Raw genomic sequence first — 18,321 nt, 5'->3', positions numbered from 1 at the left:
AGACGACACGACACCCCGTCTCTGCCGCCGAAGCACCGACCCTATGCCTGACCAGCGGAAACGCACCAATCACTCTCGGAAAGACAACGGCTTCTTAAGCCGCTTGTTCGGGGCGCGTGCCAGGGGCGTACGCGAGCACTGCTGGTTCGTCGACGTCGGGTCCGTGCTGCCATTGATGTGCGTCGGCAGGTGTATTCGGATACTCCCGCCTCCCTTCGGGCAGCGGGAGGCGGATAGGGTCTCCGCCCGCAGTGCCTACCGGATGAGCAGTGCCGCTCGCAGCCCGGGTTCGCGGAGGTGGGTGAGGAGCTCGGGGTCGTCGAAGAGGATCTCGGCGGCGGGGTCGAGGGCCTGGTGCAGCATGGCCTGGACGACGTCGGCCATCGGCTGTTCGTTGACGACCGCGGCCCAGCGAGCGGCGTCGTCGTGGTCGCCCTTGGCGGTGGCGCCGGCCCACTGGGCGACGCAGGCCTTGGTGACGTGGAAGGCGTTCACCCTGCCTTTGGCCAGCAGGCCTCGGTTGAGGTCGAACAGGTCGATGGTGGCCTCGCCCCTGGGGGTGAGCGGGTGGTACTGGCCGACCGCCAGGACCAGGCGCAGGTGCGGTGTCGGGTCTTCGGCCGTGGGGTCGATGAGCAGCGGGTTCCCGTCGAGGTCGAGCGGGAAGACAGCCTTCTTAAGGTGGCTGTTGCACAGTGAGCAGGCGAGTACGTGGTTGGTCCAGTCGAAGGCACGCATCGGGTGCCGGTCAATGGGATCGAAGTGGTCTACGTCGGTGCCCTGATTGTCCCCGCAGTACATGCACCGCTCGCGCCCGGCCGCCATTTCGCCGAGGAGGCTGCGAAGCGTCGGGTACACGTGCCGCCGTACCGTGGAGTGGCTCCAGAGCTGTTGTGCTCTGGCCTTCGGTTTCGGAGCCAGCACGATGTCGCAGGTGCATTCGGCCATGCGGGAGCGCGGTGGCTCCGTCAGGGGGAGCCGGTGGATCCGGATCACGCGACGTGCCCGGTCAGGGCGTGCAGGTGGGCGGCGACCTCGTCGACGCGGGCGGACGGCGAGCTGGTCAGGGTGCGCTTCAGTTGCCGGTAGCGTTCCCGCTCCTCCTCGCTCGCCCCGCCGGCCACGATCTTCATCTCCAGTGCGACCAGGAGTGCCCGGGCCTCGTCCGCGCGCTGCGAGTACGGGGTGTCGAGGCCGAAGAGCTCGGACAGCACCGCGTCGTCGCCGCTGCCGAACACCACCCGGTCGTACAGGTCCGTCCCGACGACCTCCGGGGCCTCGTCGACGTCCGGCCCGGGCAGCCGGATCAGCCCGGCGGGGTCGGCGGCCTGGCAGATGTACGGGCTGTGGGTGGTGACGAGGAACTGCACCAGCGGGAAGTGCTGCTTGAGCCAACCCCCGATGCGCTTCTGCCAGGACACGTGCAGGTGCGCGTCGATCTCGTCGATGATCACGACACCGGGGACGGTCACGACGGGGTGGCCGCTGTCGCGATCGACGCGCAGGGCGCCGTAGGTGTCGTGGAGCTGCTTGAGGATGTCGACCACGAGCGCGGCCACAGTGCGGTAGCCGTCGCTCATCTCCCGCAGGGGGAAGGAGCGGCCGCCGTGCGCGACCCACAGGCCGTCGGAGTCCACGTTCCCGATGGTGTAGTCGTCGGGCAGGAGCTCGTCACCGAGGATCTCCAGCGCGACGAGCTTCAGCTCCGCCGCCCCGGGGCGGTTCTCCAGGGACCGCAGGTGCTGCTCGATGAGCCAGCTGACGCCCTCGGCCAGCGAGGCGTCCTCGTGGAAGAGGCTGGTCAACCGGGCCACGGCACCCGCCCCGGCCATGCGCCGCTGGACCTCCCCCGAACCACCGACGAGCCGGCGGAACGGACCGTAGCCCGCGCAGAACCAGCCCACCGGGTTGTCCGCCCACGGCCCCCGCTGGGCGGCGGTCGGCGCCTTCCTGTACTCCACCGTGCTCAGGGCCGGCTGGGCGTGCCGACCGGTGGCGACGGCGGTGTCCGGCGCGGTCCACTGCAGGCCCGCCCAGAACACGCCGGCAGGAGGCCGCCCCTTGTCGAACCGGTCCTCCGACGGGTCCGGGTGCAGGCACACCTCCGCCACAGCCTGCGAGCGCTCGTCGCTGATCCACGAGTCGAAGCCGGTCACCAGCCCGCGCGCCGCGCTCGGACCGCTGACCGCCAGCGCGACGGCGCGCAGCAGGGTGGACTTGCCGGAGCCATTGCGGCCGGCCAGCACCGTCCATCCGGCGTAGGAGCCGTCGGGCCTAGTCAGGTCAAGGTCCACCTCACGGGCGCCGCGGAAGCCGCGTACGTTCCGCACCCGCACGTTCTTGAGGTACATGCCCCGTCCTCCGACCCGGTTCCTCCGCCTTGCGGCCCGATTGGGGTCGCTTCGACGACTCTAGCCGTGCCCCGACCCGCACCGGCGAGGCTCTTCCGTCGGGGGCGCCCTCGTTCAGGCCGGCGCGGCGGCGATCACGGTGTCAGTCATAGCCGATGGGCGCCGGGCGCGATCGCGTCGTCGTGCATGCGGGCGGGTAGTTCGGCCCAGTCGTGGAGGGCGCCTTGGAGGAGGTTCTCGAACTGTGCCCTGCCTTCGTGGGCCAGGAGGTCTTGCAGGCATGCGCAGTACCCCATCATGGCGCCGCCGGTGAAGCAGACGAAGATCCCAGCCGCTTGCAGGCCTCGTGCCGCGAGGGCGACCTCTTGTCCGAACGGCAGTGATACCCGGGTGGCCAGTTCCCGTGCGAAGGCCTGCTCGATGCGGGGCCGTCCCAGTGCGGCCAGCAGTCGGCCGACGACGTTGCCGAACATGCCGTGCAGAGATTTCTTCCCGTCCAGGAGCGCGCGGGCGAGGTTCGCGAGTGCCTCGCAGCCCCTTCCACGGTGGCGTTCGACGAGGGCGTTCCAGGTGGTTTCGCTCACGTGGCGCAGCGCTTGGGCGGCGATGGTGTCGCCGCCGCCCGCGGTGACGAGTTCGGCGCACACCCGGGCGGCGTTGTCCGTCTCGGCGCGGCTCACGACCCGTGGCGGGCTCGGAGCCGGACGGGAGGCGGTGCGCTGGGCCGGGATCCGAGGCGTCCTCGACGGCGTTGCGGGGCGTGCACTCGAGGAGGGTCGGTTCACCGTGGAAGCGGGCCGGCGGGGCCTTCGGCCCGCCTGCCTCGCGGGTGCGCCGCTCGCTGCCCACCTGCGTGGGGACGGATCGGTGGGTCGCGGGCCGGCGGGGAGTCCTTGATGCAGGTGGCAGCGGATCCCGGGACGGGAGACCCGGTTCCTGCAGAGCTTCCTGTCCTTCTTCATCGCACGGCACCTGTTGACCATCCACAGAGAGTGACCAACACGGCACCTTCAGAAAAGAGGACGAGGACCGTATCGGTTCGATCGGGTCATCCCGGGCAACCCTGTGACCTCCGGGGTCGGTCGCTCTCGGGCTGCGGGGCAGCTCATGGGAGTACCTCTGCCGCAGGAGGTTGCCCCGATCCGTTCGACCACCTGTTCACCCTGCGGCGCCGCACCGGGGCCGGGGCCGAGCACCGGCCCGGAAGGTGTCGTCGGCGGCCCTTCGCCGACCGGGAGCAGAGCAGTGGGGCCGGGGCGCTTCGTAGCCGACCCCACCGCTTTGTGCGGCGCGGGGATCGTTCAGCGGCGGAAGCCGCGGTGCGGGTCGCGGGTCTTCACGTTCCCGAACGGGTCGAACCAGGCCGCCACGCGCAGGTCGCCCATGCCGATCTGCTGATTGGTTTCGCCGTCCGGGTCCTCGATGCCGTCGAACCGGGCGTTGTAGAGCATGAGGACGTCGGTGTCCTGGAAGAACATGTCCGTGCAGGCGTCGAAGTCGTAGTCGTCGCGGTGGACCGGCAGTGGCGTGTGGGCGGCGTCGTCCGTGCCGTCGAGTTCCTCCTGCAGGTCGCGGGCGTCGTCGAGGGCGAAGTGGAGGGCGAGTTCTTCGGCGGTGCAGGTCGGCTGCGGCCATCGGCCGTGTTCGAGGTCGTCGGCGAGGTCGTCGGCGGCGCGGGCGAACCGGCGGCGCCACTGGAGGTCCGCGGCGAAGGTCAGCTTCGGCATCCGTGCGAACACGCCCCAGGTGCCTTCGTGTTCGCCTTCCACCAGGCGCTTGTCGCCGAGTTCCTCGGCGTCGTCGTACGCCTCGTCGGCGAGGACCGTGAGCGCGGTGTGGAGCAGGTCGGCGGTACGGGGGGTCAACTGCCACAGGCAGCCCTCGTCCTCGCACTCCGGGTCGTCGCAGTGGAGCGGCTCCGCCGCGAACAGCGCGGCGAAGTCCACGCGCTCCTCGGACCGGTCGCTGTCGCCCGGCTGGTCCGAGGCCCGGTGAAGCCAGCCCTTGCCGAAGTCCTCCACGACGGGCTCCGGGCTCCACTGGGCCACTTCATGGCCCTCGTCCGACCGCAGCCGGCGCACCTTGCCGAGGTCGAGGAGGCTGTCGGCGCCCTCGACCTCGGCTCCGGAGTCGGCGAGCCACATCACCGCTCCGACCACGTCGTGCGGATCGTCCTCGTCCAGTTCCCCGGCCGGCAGCGGGTTCCAGCCCTGGTCGGTGGCGGCCTCCAGCAGGGCCTTCCGGTCGTGGACGTGGAACTCCCTCAGCACGGCGAGGCGGACAACCGGGCCCGTGAGATCACGCAGCCGGGCGTCATGGGGCGTCCGGGCAGCCCGACCGCCGCTCTCTTCCCCCTCCGCGCCGTCCAGGTCCACTTCCCGGTCGTCGACGGGCATCCTGCCACCGAAGTCGCTTGAGTGTTCGGGCCAGTTGAAGAGCGATCCCACGGCGGCCGGCCAGGTTCCGGCGCGCGCGTGGGCCACCGCCTGCCGCAGGGAGGCCGCCGGCGCATCGGGGAGCTGTCCGCACAGGTCCTCGACACCTTCCTCCAACGAGGCGTCGGAGCCCGGACGCAGAGCGCGGAGCAGTTCGGCCGCTCGTTGGGCGAGTTCGGGCTCGCGGCAGGTGAGGACGGCCTGCAGCGAGTCCGGTCCGTCCTGGTGGCCGACGAGGGCCAGGACGCGGCTCTTGCTGGGGGTGTGCTCGCAGAAGAAGTCGCGGAGCACAGCGGTGGGACGGTGCTGGGGCATGCGGAGGACTCCGGGGGAAGGGGGTGGGCCGGTGCTGCCGCACAGGTGTGGAGTTCCGCTGGTGGACGCGTTGCTGAGGCGTCCCCGGACGGTGATGAAGGCGCTCGACCGCGGCTGGTACCACCGATACTGTCGGCGGCCCGGACCCGGCTGTGTCCGACACCGTACCCGACGGCAGCGCTCGTGTCCGCTTCGAAAGCCGGATCGGGCCCGTCTGTTGGACCGTCGCGCCCTGTCGACCTGGTTGTCCGATCCATGGAGCAGGATGGGCATGACCATTCGTGTCTGAGGAGGGATGTACGGCATGGCCACCAACAGCTCACGGCTGCCTGTGGAGTTCCTGGTCGCTGTTGCAGCCGGCGCCGACGCCGGGTCGGCCGCGGCCCGGATGGCTGCTGAACAGGCCCGTGCCTTGGCAGATGACCGGCAGTGCGCGCGTCTCCTCGAGGCACTGCTCACGAGGCCCTTCCGGGACAAGGCGCCTGAGTGGCTCTTGGAATCGGCGGTGACCCAGGGGCTGCGGAAGGCGGAGTCAGAGCCCGACTATATGGTCGGGACGGCGATCGAGCTGGTGGCTCTCGCGCTTGCCCATCCCGAGTGCGGAGATGCCCTTCGAGACAGTGCACTCCGACGGTGCACGGCCGGCCAGCTCGGTTCTCTTGGTACCGCCCGCCGGCCGCCGGTTCTGTGCGAGGCCGTCGCAGCCGAGCTGCGCAGGCGGGTGCCTGAGCGTCCGTTCATCACACCGGCCCTGCTCAAGGAACCGACACCCGCCCAGCTTGTCCTGCGGACCGAACGCCTTCACAACGACGTGTTCGACGCCGCGGTCTCTCTGCTGCCCGATGCGCCCGACGACAACGGTCACGACAACGAGAGCTCCGACGCCTGGTGGGAGCGGATCAAGCACGCGCTCGCCGCCTGGGAGACCATGTGGTCGGCGGTCCTCAAGCGCCACCCCGACCGGCACTCCCAGCTCGTCGACCGCAGCGAAGGAACCGACGCGCACCGCGTCATCACGGACCAGTTGCTCGGCAGCCTGCCGTGGATGGTCGAGCCCGGCCTGCTCAGGCGGATCGCTCTGGAGGATCTGGACCGCTTCGATCAGGCCCGGCTGGCGGCCCGGGTGTGCCGCGCCCTGCAGGAAGGCTCCTCACCGAAGGAAGCCCGGGAGCGCTTCGCTACCGAACTCGCCTCCCTCAGCGAGGAGGGACGCAAAGACATCGAGCGCTACCTCGAGGAGGGCGGCCGCCGGGCCAGATGGGGTGCGCGCGCCGCCGTCTTCTGGGCTTCCCACGCCGCAGAGGGGCGCTGGCGCCTCATACTCAACCCGGCCGAGGCCAAGCCATCGTACGGCGATCCCTACACCTGGCTCACACCTGCGGATGACCTCACCGAACTGGGACGGCACTTCGCCGATGTGGCCGTACAGGCGCTCCAGAGCTGGCAGCCGGACAGCACCCTCGGTATCAGTCAGGCAGCCGACCTCCGCTGGGTCCACGCCATGCTGCTCCACCTGCCCGAAGTGACGCCTGCCGTCAAGAAGACGGTCCAGTCAATGATCCGCGATGCCCGCCTCGGCCAGGCCCGTCCCCGCTCCTACGACTACAAAGCGCAGGAGGACCACCGGCAGTTCACCGAACTGCTCGCTGCGGTCAGCCGGATCGTCACCGACCCGCTCCCCCAGCCGCCCGCCACACGACGCGCGGCCCTCGGCGATCCCGCACAGGTAACGCCCCGCGCCCTCTCCGCCGTCGCCGCGGACGTCCTCGACGACTACCTGGACCGGCACGCCGGTGACGACGGACTCGTCGAGAAGGCGTTGCTGTCGTTCACGCACAGTGGCAACGGGTACAGCCGCTCGTTCCCCGATGTTCTCGCACGCCATACGAACCCGCGGCAGGCAGTCCACACCCTGACTCACGAACTACGGAGCAGGCTCGGCGGGAACCCCGCCAACCGCGAAGCATGGGCCCGGCACGTTCTCGCTCTACCCGACTGCCCCGACGAAGCCGTCCTCGCCATGCCGGCCTGGACCGCACTCAAAGCCAGGGGAAGCCACCACGACAGCATCCACCCCGCCGTGGTCGCCCTGGTCGTCGGCACGCTCGGCGACGACGACCGCGCCTGGCAACGGCTCGCCGACAGCCCGATCACGCCGTCCGGCCCCAATGCCTGGCTCCGCCTCGGCGACATCCTCACAGCCGCAGCAGAGGGAACGGCATGGCCGAAGCCCCCCGCCACCCGGTGACAGATCCAGGCAGCCTTGAAGCAGGCCAGCCTGACGGCAGTACCGAGCCGATCCGAACACGAAGGTGAAGCGCCACCCGGCCACACCGTCCTGCCTCGTCATCCCACCATCCGCGAGGTCGGCAGCCCTGAACTCGGAAACCCGGCCGTCCGCGCGGCTCAGCAGGCTGTCCTGCTGAACCGCGCGGACGCCTCCGCTGTCCAGGCCGCCGCCGACCGGTCGCGGGCCGGGCGGCGCGCCGAGCACAGGCGGCGATCTGTTCGAGGTCGAGATGGACGGGTCTCCCAAGACTTGATCAGGTACGGGGTGCGTGCACCCCGCGGTCATGGCATGTCGCGACAGCTGACTTCCTCTGGGCCTGGCCGGAGTGCCACTGACGATTCGCTGTCACTCACGGCTACTCAGCTCCTCACAACCCCGCTGGGTGGCAACGGCCGGCCTTCCGGCCAGAACCACAAGGACACGCGGCGTTCTTCGGGACCGAACGCCCCGGCCCCTTGGGCCTGGTCTTGGGAGCCGTACGGCCAGTCGTCTGCGCTCTGCCGTGCGCCCGCCAACGAGCAAGCGCCGCAGGAAGCTGGTCACCTTGATCGAGCAGCCATTGGGCCGCCACTCGACCGGCTTCGTCGGGGAACGTCTCCGCTGCCTTATGCAGCCCATCGTCGGTGAGGAACACCGCCGCGATGGTGGCGTACGAGGACCCGTGGAAGGCCTTCATCCCGCTCAGACGGAAGACGTGGCGGGCGTATCCCGCCCCCGCCATGACGGCCGCGCCGGTGACCGTCGCACCGGGATCGTCCTCGCCTGGTGGCGTACTGGTGGCGTTGAAACGATCCACCAGGGTCCTCTCGCTGGGAGAAACCTCGATGAGCGTCTCCGCTGCCAGCAACTCCTGGTAGCGATCAAGCAGTTCGCTGCGGTCGGAGTAGGTGAACCTGCCGACGGCGGAGGTGTGGGAGAAGTGCACGACGTACATGTCGTCCTGCAGTCCGGAGGTCTTCATCTCCACTGCTTCCGTGCTCGCGTAGCCGGCCGCGAGCACGCCGGCCGGTCGACGCTGGCCTCTCCGACCGTCGTCACCCAGGCGCGCGCCTGGGGACGACAGGAACGGACAGATCTGTGCTGCGTAGACACCACAGATCTCGTGCACCGGAGCCTCGCCGCTCCGGATGGCGTCGACACTGCCTCCTTCCGGCATATGCATGACGAACTGCCACCGCGTCTCGTCACGGAACGGCAAACCGCAGACCGCGCACCAGTCGAATGTTGCGAGGACCAGTTTCCGGCGCTCGTCGATCGAGCCGAAGTCGACACCATCAGCGTCCCGGTCTACCGTCGCGATCACCGGATACCCGCGAGGGTCGCGACTGAGATGGCCCAGGCGCTGGGGGATGGTGATGTCTCCGGGTTTCACGGCTACTCCTAGATGATCTTCGCTGCACCTCCCAGCGAGCATATGGGCTATGCACGACAGGCACCCGGGAAGTCAGGGAACGCACCCACCACCGAGAGCCGTTGCATCACAGATGCCCACCTGAAGCCGCAGCTCATCGGCACCCGTGAGCACCCATCGCATGCGGCCCCAAAGTGACCCCAGGCCGAGCACCTCGCCGCAGCTACTGCCGGCGGCGCGGCTGTCAGGGCATGTCGCGGCAGTGTAGGGCCTGGGCCTTGTTCTGCAGGTCGCTGACGATTCTGCGCCACCTCCGGGATCCGCGCCCCAACCAGTGGATTTCGCCGATCGGGTGCCAGTCGACGAGCGCGGCCAACTCTGCGGCGATGGTCTCGGGGTCAGTGTGGTTGTGGCCGGGACGTTGCGGGTCGAGTTCCTGGGCTAGGTTGTGCAGGCGGTGTGCCGCGCGGTAGTAGGAGAGCTGGGTCTCGGTGAGCCTGCGGACGGCGTAGCCACCGCACTTGCTGCACCAGTGGTAGTCGAGGTCCTCGCGACCGAGGAGGTCCGCGGGGAGCAGGAGTTCATCGTCGTCCGCGACGCCGCGCTCGTTGGAGTGCCGGCACAGGGGCGAGTGGCCTTTGCCCTGGATCCGCGGGTTGGCGCTCGTGGTGTAGATCTGAACGTCCGCGAGGACGCCGAGCGGGATGCCGCTTCCCCGTCGCCGCCAGTCGCCGGTCGGGGACTCAAACGGTTCGAGGTCGAGGCCTTCGTCGGCGAGCAGGCCGTGCCACACCGCGCTGGGCACCGTCCGACGGTGGCCGTCGCGGTCGTGGCCGCCGTCCAGGGTGCGCAGGTCGTGCACGCCGCGGGCGATCGCGAGGAGTCGCAGGTTGCGTTCGCGGTCCCGGTCGTCGAAGGCGAGCCAGGCAGCCCTCGGTTCGCCGTACTCCAGACCGAGTTCAGCGCCGAAACGCAGGTCATCGATATCCAGTACGGGTTGGGGCCACAGAGACGTTCCCGACGTGGGCCTGCTGCCGATGCGCTCGGCCCAGGGCTCGACCAGGCTGGTCGGCAGGTCGGATGCGCCGGCGACGATCACACCCCGCCAGCCGTGTGCCAGCCGCTTCTCAATCACCGTCAACGGGAGGACCTCTGCCCCGCCGCTCGTCGAGAAGACGATGAAAAGCTGATCGCCGTCGGGCGCGAAGGTTCGAAGGACACGCAGGTGCTCTGCGGTGACCGGTCGGCGTTCGAGGACCGGGGTGTCGTCGAACACCCCGGGCCGGATGGGGCTCGTAGGGTTGTGCGCGTCTCCGTCCGCAGGCTCTGTGTCGTCGGCCAGGGGCTCACAGACCAGCGGCCAGGACCGGCTGAGGAGCCGGTCCGCGACGAGTGCGGGGACGAGGAGAGTGAGGGTGCGGCGCCCCCAGTCGGCGCCGGTGAGATAAGTGACCAGGACGCCGAGCACCCACGAGTCGACGTCGTGGAGAAAGCCGTGCTCGGGCTGGTGCGGAGTGCTCTCCTTGATCTGCGGCAGCTGCACCCTCACCAACTGCGTGGGTGTGGGTTCCGACCCGGCGACGAACGTGCGTGTGTGCTGCGCCCAGGAGACGACGAGCGCTTCGGCGGCCTCGCGGGTCTGATCGTAGCCCTTGCGGTTGCTCCGGATCCCGCGCATGAGGTTCGCCACAACATAGGACGGTCGCGAGGAGCCGTCCCTGCTGCGCGCGGCATCGTTCTGCCAGCCGCGCCAGAGCGCCGTGAGGCCCTTGCCGATGTCGCCGCTCTTGGCGAGCGCACCGAACGCCGGATCATTCATCGGGAGTTCGGGTTCGCTCATGCCGGCCGCAGCCGCGCCGACGAGGAGCCCTGTCGGGTCAACGAACAGTGCTGCCTGGCTACGGATTTCCTCCAGGTGGCGCTTCTTGGCCGTCAGCTTCGGCTTCGCCCAGTCCGCGAGCCACGGGAACATCACCGCGGTGCTTTCAGCCTGGTGCAGGCTCTGAGCGGCGGCGCGCCACCGGTCGAAGACGCGGTCCCGCAGCCACTCGGCATCGGCACAGGCGTCCTCGTCAGAGGCTCCGTCGTCCTCGTCGTCTTCCTGATGCGCGAGCGCCGAGCGACAGACGCCTCCAGCAGGTCTGCCCGGAGCCGAAGCCCAGCTCCAACGGCAGCTGCTGCCAAGGGATCCCGGTGTAGAGCACGAAAAGGATGCCCTGCAGGCACAACCGGTCCGGCACAGGCTTGGGCCCAGGTGACCGCTCGGGCCAGGACGGCAACATCGGCTCGACCATCACCCACTACTCGTCGTCCACGACCCACGGCTTGACGCTCACGCCCTCACGAACGGCTCAATCGTCGTACCGACTACGACTGACCTGCACTCGCCCACAAGATCGTGTTACGAGCTCATAGGCTATCGCCTGCGACGGCCCGAGCACCCCGTCACGGCGAAGTGCCGGAGCACCACTTACTCGCATGGCGCTCCGGCAACTTCTGTGCTCAGGCCGTCAGCTTCGACGCCTCACAATCGAGGCCGCAAAGTAGAGCCACCGGACGGGATTCAGGTATACCGTCCAGGAGATCCTTGAGGTGTCCGTGAACTCCTCCCAGAACCGGTCTTGTTCATCTACTGTGGCGACCTTCTTTGCCGGAGCGGGGCCGAAGAGGTAGCGCAGGTCCCGTTGGCCCGCTGGTCGCCAACGGTGGTTCAGGTAGACCATGAGGCCCCCTTCATCACTGGTCAGCCCAGAGGGATGGGCGTCGATTCGTGCGCCGTTGCAGCAGAGCAGGATCCCATGCTCGTCAAGAATCCGTCTGGCAGACCTCAAAGCCTGGAAGAGATCGGAGCCGGCCCCCTCGAACCGCTCTCCCGATGGCGCTGTGATGACGAGGGACCACGGGGACTCGTCCGAAGCATCGATCATCCAAGTCTCTGGCTTCTTGTCGACCTGAGCGGTGACGATCTCTCTCACTGCGCCCCCCCTGTAGTTCGGGTTCTCAATCACCTCGGGAAGAGCCGTTCCGGGCTTCCACCGCACGGCCCGCACAATGTCACTTGGGTCGATCTCCGTGAAAATAATCTCACGTTCATTGCCGAATCCGTACTTCAGACGGACACCCAAGGGTATAACACGGTTCATGGAAACTCCCCTACCCGGGTTGGCTATCTCGTAGACCCAGCGCGCCGCGCCCTTACCGCCCTGCGGAAACATGCTGGCCTCGTATGCGCTCGTGGACGTCCCAACCCAGGGCGAGGGCGTGTTGTAGAGCTGATACTGGACGAGGTCCGTATTGCTTCCGTCAGGACGGGGCTTGAATCCCGACTGGAAGATCACTGAAGGGTTCCGCATGTCCGACCTGTAGACGGTCGTGGGGCTGACAATCGCCCGCTTGGGAACCTGCACGCCGGGTATAGGGCTACCCGAGCTGTTGGTCGCGCCTCCCGCCGCACTGTTGCCGGCACCACTGCCGCCCTTGCCATTCCCGCCCTTGCCGGAGCCGCTCCCTCCCTTGGGGGTGGAGGTGCCCTTGCCCGGTGTGTCTGGTGTGGTGGGCTTTACGGGGTTGGTGGGGGCAAGGTTGGCAGGGGTGGGGGTGGGGAGGTCGTCGGCGGCCTTGGCACCGGAACGCAGCCCCTTGATGATATTCCGTACCGCCCGGAAGCCCTTGATTGCTCCCTTCAGGATGCCGCCGACACCCGTGGCGATTCCGACGGCGTCTCCGGTGAGGCGGCCGGCTTGGTAGGAGTCGGAGTTGGGGTCGATGTTGAAGACGTCCGCGACCGGGTGGTCGTCGGTGTACTTCTCGTGCTGGTGTGCCGTGCAGCCGAACGGGTTGCCGAGGCAGCCCATGTTACGGACGCCGTCGTAGAGATCCATCCCGTTGTTGACTGTGACGGCCCAGGCGGGTCCGACGTAGGAGTGGACGACTCCGCCGACGTAGCTTCCTGCGGAGTTGGCTACGTCCTTGACGGTGTTGACGGCGTCGCTGAACCAGTTGAAGCCCGTCGGGTCGCTGCCCGAGGTGGGGTTGTCGGCCCCGTAGGTGTAGCCGCCCATCTGATTGGGGTCGCCGGCCTGGAAGACCGGGTCGACGGTGAGGAAACGGCCGATGACGGGGTCGTAGTTGCGGGCTCCGAGCAGGTTGAGTCCGCTGGTGGCGTCGACGGGTTTGCCGAGGTACGGGCTTTGCCCTATTTCGTGGACACTTGCGTTCTATGCCAGCAGTCTCAGGCTATCCATCGTGGACGTCTGACGCTCGAAGTCGGCAGGGCTGAGATAGCCGAGCGCGGAGTGGCGTCGGCGCCGGTTGTACCAGGCCAGCCAGGAGAACACCTCCGCGCGAGCCTGCGACCGGGTCAGCCAGCGTGAACCGTAGAGAAGTTCGCGCTTGAGCGTCGCGAAGAACGACTCCGCGAGGGCGTTGTCGTAGCTCGATCCGACCCGGCCCATCGAGCGGCGTATCCCGTGCCGGCGACAGGCGTCGGCGAACGCCGCGGATGTGTATTGCGCGCCGCGGTCCGAGTGGAACACCACCCCGCGCACGTCACCGCCCCGGACACCGACCGCGGACCGGACCGCGTCGACGACCAGGCCGGCACGCATGTGCTCGGCTAGGGACCAGCCCACCACCCGCCGCGAGTGCATGTCGATCACCGTCGCGAGATACATCCACGACCCGCCGACCGGCAGATACGTGATGTCGCCGCACCAGCGCGTATCCGGCGCCGCTGCCGTGAAGTCCCGCCCGACCAGGTCCGGCACCGGCGCCGCCGCCCGGTCCGCGACCGTGGTCCGCACCGTGCGCCGCAGGTGCCGCCCGGCCAGGCCGCGCTCGCGCATCACCCGGGCAACCCGCTTGTGGTTCACCCGCCCGTGCCGCTCGCGCAGCTCGCGGGTGACCCGCGGCACCCCGTACGCCCCCGTTCGTCTCACTGTGGATCTCCTCGATCCGCGCCGCGAGCTCGTCCTCGGCCGCCTTGCGCGCCGCACGGGCCGGCGCCGCCTGGATCCACCGGTAGAACCCGGACACCGAGACGCCCAGGGCCCGGCACAGCCGCTGTACTCCATACAGGGTGCGGTGGTCGGAGATGAACCGCCAGCGGCCGGTCATCGACCCATCTCCTTGGCAAAATACGCGGCCGCCTTCCGCAGGATCTCCTTCTCCAGCTCCAGCTCACGGACCTGCCGGCGCAACCGGCGCAGTTCCTCGCGCTCCGCCGCCGTCATCGGGCCCTCACCGCCCGCACCGGACGCGCCGGCAGCCGCCCGGGACCGCTGGACCCACTGGCGCAGTGATTCCGGGTTGACGCCCAGCTCGCGCGCCACCGACGGGATACGCCGCCCGCTGGACTCCACCAACGCGACCGCGTCCCGCTTGAACTCCCCCGAGTACCTCGCAGCACCCATGAGGACATCCTCTCCACGGACCCGAAGATCCGCTTCTCAGAAGCGTCCACTGTTCGGGGTAAAGCCCACCGCGCAGGCATCCCCTCCGAACTGGAGGACCTGGTGCTCCAGTTGCTGGCCAAGGACCCCGACGAACGCCCCGCCCACGCCGGCGAGGTGTGGCGGCGTCTCGCCGTGTGGCTACCCGACCGCCGCACCCCCGAACAGGCACTCGTCCCGTGGGCCGAAGTGGACCCGCTGCGGCCCTTCACCCACCCGATGGGACCCGAGGCCCGGCCTGTGCGGGCATGGGCAGCATCGGGGCGGAACGGCCGACCTGGGCGGACGGGGGCAACACCAGGGCGGCACAGCCAGCCGCCGCGCTGACCCGCGCGCCTGACCGACCAGAACGCAACGTACGCCTCCCAAACCCGCCATGGTGCATCTGTGAACAAAGTCAATGGTCATGTACGCTGACCGATGCAGTTCGAAGGAAGGGTGGCTTGATCACACACCCATGACCGAGGGGAAAGTCCTCCCTCCACCAGAAATGCCCTGGGAGTGTAGATGTCCACGTCGCGCGCCGTGCCGGTGACCTTGGCCGAAATCGCCCGCCTTGCGGGTGTGGGACGAGCCGCGGTGAGCAACTGGCGGCGGCGGCATCCGTCCTTCCCTGGGCGGATCGCCGGCACCGACGCCAACCCTCAGTTCTCCTTGACCGACATCGAGGGCTGGCTGCGCGACACCAAGAAGTTGAAGAAGTCCGCCGAGAGGGAATGGCTCTGGCCCGGTTTCGAGGCGCTCGGCGGGCGTGACGAGACCGGGGCCGCGATCGCCGAGGTAGGGCGGCTCCTCTCCGGGCGGGCGAGCGACGAAGGCGAGGTGATCCGTGCCGACACACGGGCGCTGATCGAACGGGCCGTGGATCTCGGACAGCGTGAAGGGGGCATGGAAACGTTCGCGTTTCTGCTGCGCCGTTGGCTCGACGTCCATGTGCGCCAGATCGCCACGACCCCGGAACCGCTGGCATCCCTCATGGCACAACTCGCCCTCAGGGCTGCCAACGACGTGGCGGGCGACAGCCCGGGCAGCTCCGGCGGCACAACCGTCATGGACCCTGCTTGCGGCCCCGGGCATCTCCTCCTGGCCGCGGCCGACGCCGTGAGGGCGTCCGGCGCCGGGGCACTCACGCTGCTCGGCAGCGACCGGGACGCCGTCCTCGCCTCGCTGGCAGACTCCCGCATGGCCCTCGCCGCGAACGAGGGCCACGGGGAGAAGGAGTGGGCGCAGGTCTCCGTACGGGCTGCGGACTCCCTACGCGACGACCCGTTCGCCGGCACCTCCGCCGACATCGTCCTGTGCAACCCGCCCTTCAGCGAACGGGACTGGGGATACGAGGAGTTGGCCACCGACGCCCGCTGGAGCCACGGCCTTCCCCCGCGCACCGAGCCCGAACTCGCCTGGGTCCAGCACTGCCTGGCTCAGCTGCGGCCCGGCGGCACCGCGGTACTGCTGCTGCCGCCCGCCGTCGCGGCCAGGAAGGCCGGCCGCCGCATCCGCGGCTCGCTGCTACGCACCGGGCAACTGCGGGCCGTCGTCGCGTTGCCTCCAGGCTGCGCCGCACCGCACAGCGTCTCCCTGCACCTGTGGGTGCTGCGGATGCCCGTCCACGGGGAAGGCACACCGGTGGGCGATCGGCTGCTGGTCGCCGACGCGGCCTCGCGCTTCCCCCGGGACCCGGAGGAGAAGTGGACCCCCGACTGGGCAGCGATCAGCGCTTTCGTGCGCGAGGCCGTCGAAGAGGCGGACTCCCCACAGGCCCCTGCCTACGTACGACAGGTGCCCGTCATCGAACTCCTCAACGACGAGGTCGACCTCACCCCTGGACGCCACATTGCCTCGCCCCCGGCAGACACGGCACTCCGACTGGCCGAATCCTGGCGGGAGTTCACCGGGCTCACCGCGAACGTGAACAAGTCGGCCAGGCTGCTCGCGGCGCTCGACCTCGCCACGGCCGAGGCGGACACACCGACGGCAACCACAGTCGCCGAGCTCGCCCGGGCCGGGGCGCTCACCCTGCGCGGCGGCCAGCAGCCGCCGGAGGAATCGATCCACGCCGGCCCGGCGTCCGACGACGGCATCCCCCTCCTCACCGTCCCCGATCTTCTGGTGGACGGCGAACCCCGCAGCTGGCTCGCTCCCGGCACCGCGGCGGCCGGCGAGGCCGTCATCGCCGAACCCGGGGACATCGTGGTGGTGGGCGTCGCCCGTGCCTTCTCCGCCTGGGTCCACGAGGGGCCGCCGACCGCCCTCGGCCCCCAACTGCATGCCGTGCGAGTACAGCCCGAACAGCTCGACGCCTGGTTCCTCGCCGGTTCGCTGCGGGCTCCCGCCAATGCCCGGCAGGCCGGCACCCACACCACGAGCTCCTCCCGCATCGACGTCCGCCGTCTCCAGATCCGCCAGATCCCCCTCGGAGAACAGCGGCGCTACGGAGAGGCGTTCCGCGAACTCACCGTCTTCGAACGACTCTTGCGTCGCGCAGCCGGCCTCGGCACGAGCCTCGTCCGCGACCTCGGCGACGAGCTGGCGGCGGGACGGCTGGCCAACCCGTAGCACATCGGCTCGCCCACACCAGTCGGCGTCACGCCTCCCTTCGCCTGGGCTCGGCCAGGCGGTCCGTGAGCTGGGCGTCGACCGCGCGGCGTACGGCCTCGACACGAGCCGCGAGTTCCGGTGGCAGGCCAGCGGCGGTGCGGCCCGCCGTGTCGACCACCGCGATGACCGCCTCCAGTTCCCCGAAGGCGAGTCGACACTCAGCCATGCGCAGCCGAATCAGCGCGCGATCGGCCCGCTCGGCCGGGCCGTCGCCATGAATGAGACCGTCGTCGACGGCCTGGTAGAGGCGAGCCGCAGCGCCGAAATTGCCGGAGAGGCGGAAGCCGTCCGCAGCCCCCTGCCACACACGACGCACCAGAGGCCGCCGCTCACCCCACTCCTCGCGGACCCGTTCTGTCAGACCGTGCAGCCGGTCGATCGCGTCGCCCGGCTCGCCGGTCGCGATCTCCGATTCGGCCTGCGCGCAGAGCTGTTCCACGACGCGGGCGTCCAGCCACTCATCTGCTGGTGCGGAGGCGACAGGCAGCGTGAGAGCGACCGGGCGCGGACGAGCAGCCCGGTCCCGCGGCCGACGCATGGGGGCGGTGGGGTCGGGGTGGGTGCGGGGCCGGGGCTCGGGATCACCAACCCCCGGGGCGAACGGGTCGAGGACTTCTAGGACCTCGTCAACGGCCGGGCGCTGCTCGGGCTTCTTGGCGAGCATGCGCAGCACCAGATCGTCGATAGGCTCCGGGATGCCCGCGGCGTACGTGCTCGGTGGCAGCGGATCCTCGTGGAGGTGTTTGTCGGTCAGGCCGGACTCCGCGCCGAGCGGGAACGGGGGCCGCCCGGTGAGGAGTTCGTAGAAGATGCAGCCGAAGCAGTAGACATCCGTTCGCGTGGTGGGCTCGCGTTCCAGGAGTTGCTCCGGTGCCAGATAGCCGCGGGTGCCAAGTGTCGAACCGTGTGCCGTGTAACGGGTGGCGTCAGCGTGCAACGGCTTGGCGATGCCAAAGTCGATGAGGACGGCCCACCCCTCTTCATCGATCATGATGTTCGCGGGCTTGAGGTCTCGGTGCACGACCGGGAGCGTGTGTGCGCAGGCCAATGCCCCTGCCACCTGAATCGCGACGGCGACCGCCGTGGCCAGAGGGAGCGGGCTGTGCTCGTCGAGGAAGGTCCGCACACTCACTCCGGTCACCAGGCGCATGGCGATGTAGGGGACACCCTGGTGCGATCCGCTCCCGTACAGTTCGGTGATGCCCGGGTGGTCGAGCGTGCCCAGGAGGTTGGCCTCGCGCCGGAACCGGGCGTTCCTGACAACGAGTTCGGCCTCACGCTCATACGGGTCTAGGCAGTACAGGGCCTCGGAGTCGTGGCGCAGGAACTTCACCGCCACCTCCCGCCCCCCGGACACCTCTCGGGCCCGCCAGACCTGGGCCATCCCGCCCTTGCCCAGCGAGTCCTTCAACTCGTAGCGCCCGTCGACCAGATCACCCACGCCGGGCTTGTACGTGTCCGCGTCCACCACCGTGCCCCTTCGCACCACTGCGCATCAGATCCACCAGCGTAGCGTGAAAGACTCTAGACG

At 69.3% G+C, this 18,321-nt stretch carries 12 protein-coding genes and 1 pseudogene; 2 read left to right on the top strand and 11 right to left on the bottom strand.

All coding sequences use genetic code 11. The features are described 5' to 3' along the window. Nucleotides 1–255: 255 nt before the first annotated feature. The 4 genes from AC067J_RS38835 to AC067J_RS38820 all read right to left on the bottom strand — a co-directional run bounded on the left by AC067J_RS38835 (nt 256) and on the right by AC067J_RS38820 (nt 5,101). Nucleotides 256–948, bottom strand: coding sequence for an HNH endonuclease (locus tag AC067J_RS38835; RefSeq protein ID WP_478307507.1), 693 nt, complete (start codon nt 946–948; stop codon nt 256–258). A gap of 44 nt (nt 949–992) precedes the next feature. Continuing rightward, nucleotides 993–2,351, bottom strand: coding sequence for an AAA family ATPase (locus AC067J_RS38830; protein ID WP_478307506.1), 1,359 nt, complete (start codon nt 2,349–2,351; stop codon nt 993–995). A 146-nt stretch (nt 2,352–2,497) separates the two neighbouring features. Next, nucleotides 2,498–3,031, bottom strand: coding sequence for a hypothetical protein (locus AC067J_RS38825; RefSeq protein WP_478307505.1), 534 nt, complete (start codon nt 3,029–3,031; stop codon nt 2,498–2,500). 621 nt (nt 3,032–3,652) lie between these two features. Further along, nucleotides 3,653–5,101 carry a hypothetical protein gene (locus AC067J_RS38820; RefSeq protein ID WP_478307504.1) on the bottom strand — a complete coding sequence of 483 codons (1,449 nt, stop codon included), beginning with the start codon at nt 5,099–5,101 and terminating at the stop codon, nt 3,653–3,655. A gap of 304 nt (nt 5,102–5,405) precedes the next feature. Between AC067J_RS38820 and AC067J_RS38815 the strand changes: the two genes are divergently transcribed. Further along, nucleotides 5,406–7,349 carry a hypothetical protein gene (locus AC067J_RS38815; protein WP_478307503.1) on the top strand — a complete coding sequence of 648 codons (1,944 nt, stop codon included), beginning with the start codon at nt 5,406–5,408 and terminating at the stop codon, nt 7,347–7,349. Nucleotides 7,350–7,758: 409 nt separating this feature from the next. On the opposite strand, the gene AC067J_RS38810 is transcribed toward AC067J_RS38815, so the two are convergent. The 6 genes and pseudogenes from AC067J_RS38810 to AC067J_RS38785 all read right to left on the bottom strand — a co-directional run bounded on the left by AC067J_RS38810 (nt 7,759) and on the right by AC067J_RS38785 (nt 14,153). Then, on the bottom strand, nt 7,759–8,763 hold the full coding sequence (locus AC067J_RS38810; RefSeq protein ID WP_478307502.1) for an SEC-C metal-binding domain-containing protein: 1,005 nt from the start codon (nt 8,761–8,763) through the stop codon (nt 7,759–7,761). A gap of 223 nt (nt 8,764–8,986) precedes the next feature. Further along, nucleotides 8,987–10,714 (bottom strand): hypothetical protein, encoded by a 1,728-nt coding sequence (locus tag AC067J_RS38805; protein WP_478307501.1) that lies wholly within the window; start codon nt 10,712–10,714, stop codon nt 8,987–8,989. 151 nt (nt 10,715–10,865) lie between these two features. Next, a pseudogene (locus tag AC067J_RS38800) lies at nt 10,866–11,036 on the bottom strand (transposase); the annotation flags it as partial. A 216-nt stretch (nt 11,037–11,252) separates the two neighbouring features. Further along, nucleotides 11,253–12,941, bottom strand: a complete 1,689-nt coding sequence (locus tag AC067J_RS38795) for an RHS repeat-associated core domain-containing protein (RefSeq protein ID WP_478307512.1) — start codon at nt 12,939–12,941, stop codon at nt 11,253–11,255. 18 nt (nt 12,942–12,959) lie between these two features. Then, nucleotides 12,960–13,814, bottom strand: a complete 855-nt coding sequence (locus tag AC067J_RS38790; RefSeq protein ID WP_478307500.1) for an IS3 family transposase — start codon at nt 13,812–13,814, stop codon at nt 12,960–12,962. Between the two features lie 39 nt (nt 13,815–13,853). Then, complete coding sequence (locus AC067J_RS38785; protein ID WP_478307499.1) at nt 13,854–14,153, bottom strand: transposase; 300 nt, start codon at nt 14,151–14,153, stop codon at nt 13,854–13,856. A gap of 546 nt (nt 14,154–14,699) precedes the next feature. Here AC067J_RS38785 and AC067J_RS38780 point away from each other — a divergent pair. Beyond that, entirely contained in the window at nt 14,700–16,748 is a 2,049-nt protein-coding gene (locus AC067J_RS38780; protein ID WP_478307498.1) for an HsdM family class I SAM-dependent methyltransferase, read from the top strand. 28 nt (nt 16,749–16,776) lie between these two features. Here AC067J_RS38780 and AC067J_RS38775 read toward each other — a convergent pair whose 3' ends face one another. Further along, the gene (locus AC067J_RS38775) at nt 16,777–18,258 is read right to left on the bottom strand and encodes a serine/threonine-protein kinase (RefSeq protein WP_478307497.1); all 1,482 of its coding nucleotides are present in this window, start codon (nt 18,256–18,258) and stop codon (nt 16,777–16,779) included. Nucleotides 18,259–18,321 lie beyond the last annotated feature (63 nt).

The organism is Kitasatospora sp. NPDC042419 (assembly GCF_056437345.1).
The sequence above is the reverse complement of the archived record's forward strand: the minus strand, read 5'-3'. Positions and strand labels throughout refer to the sequence as shown.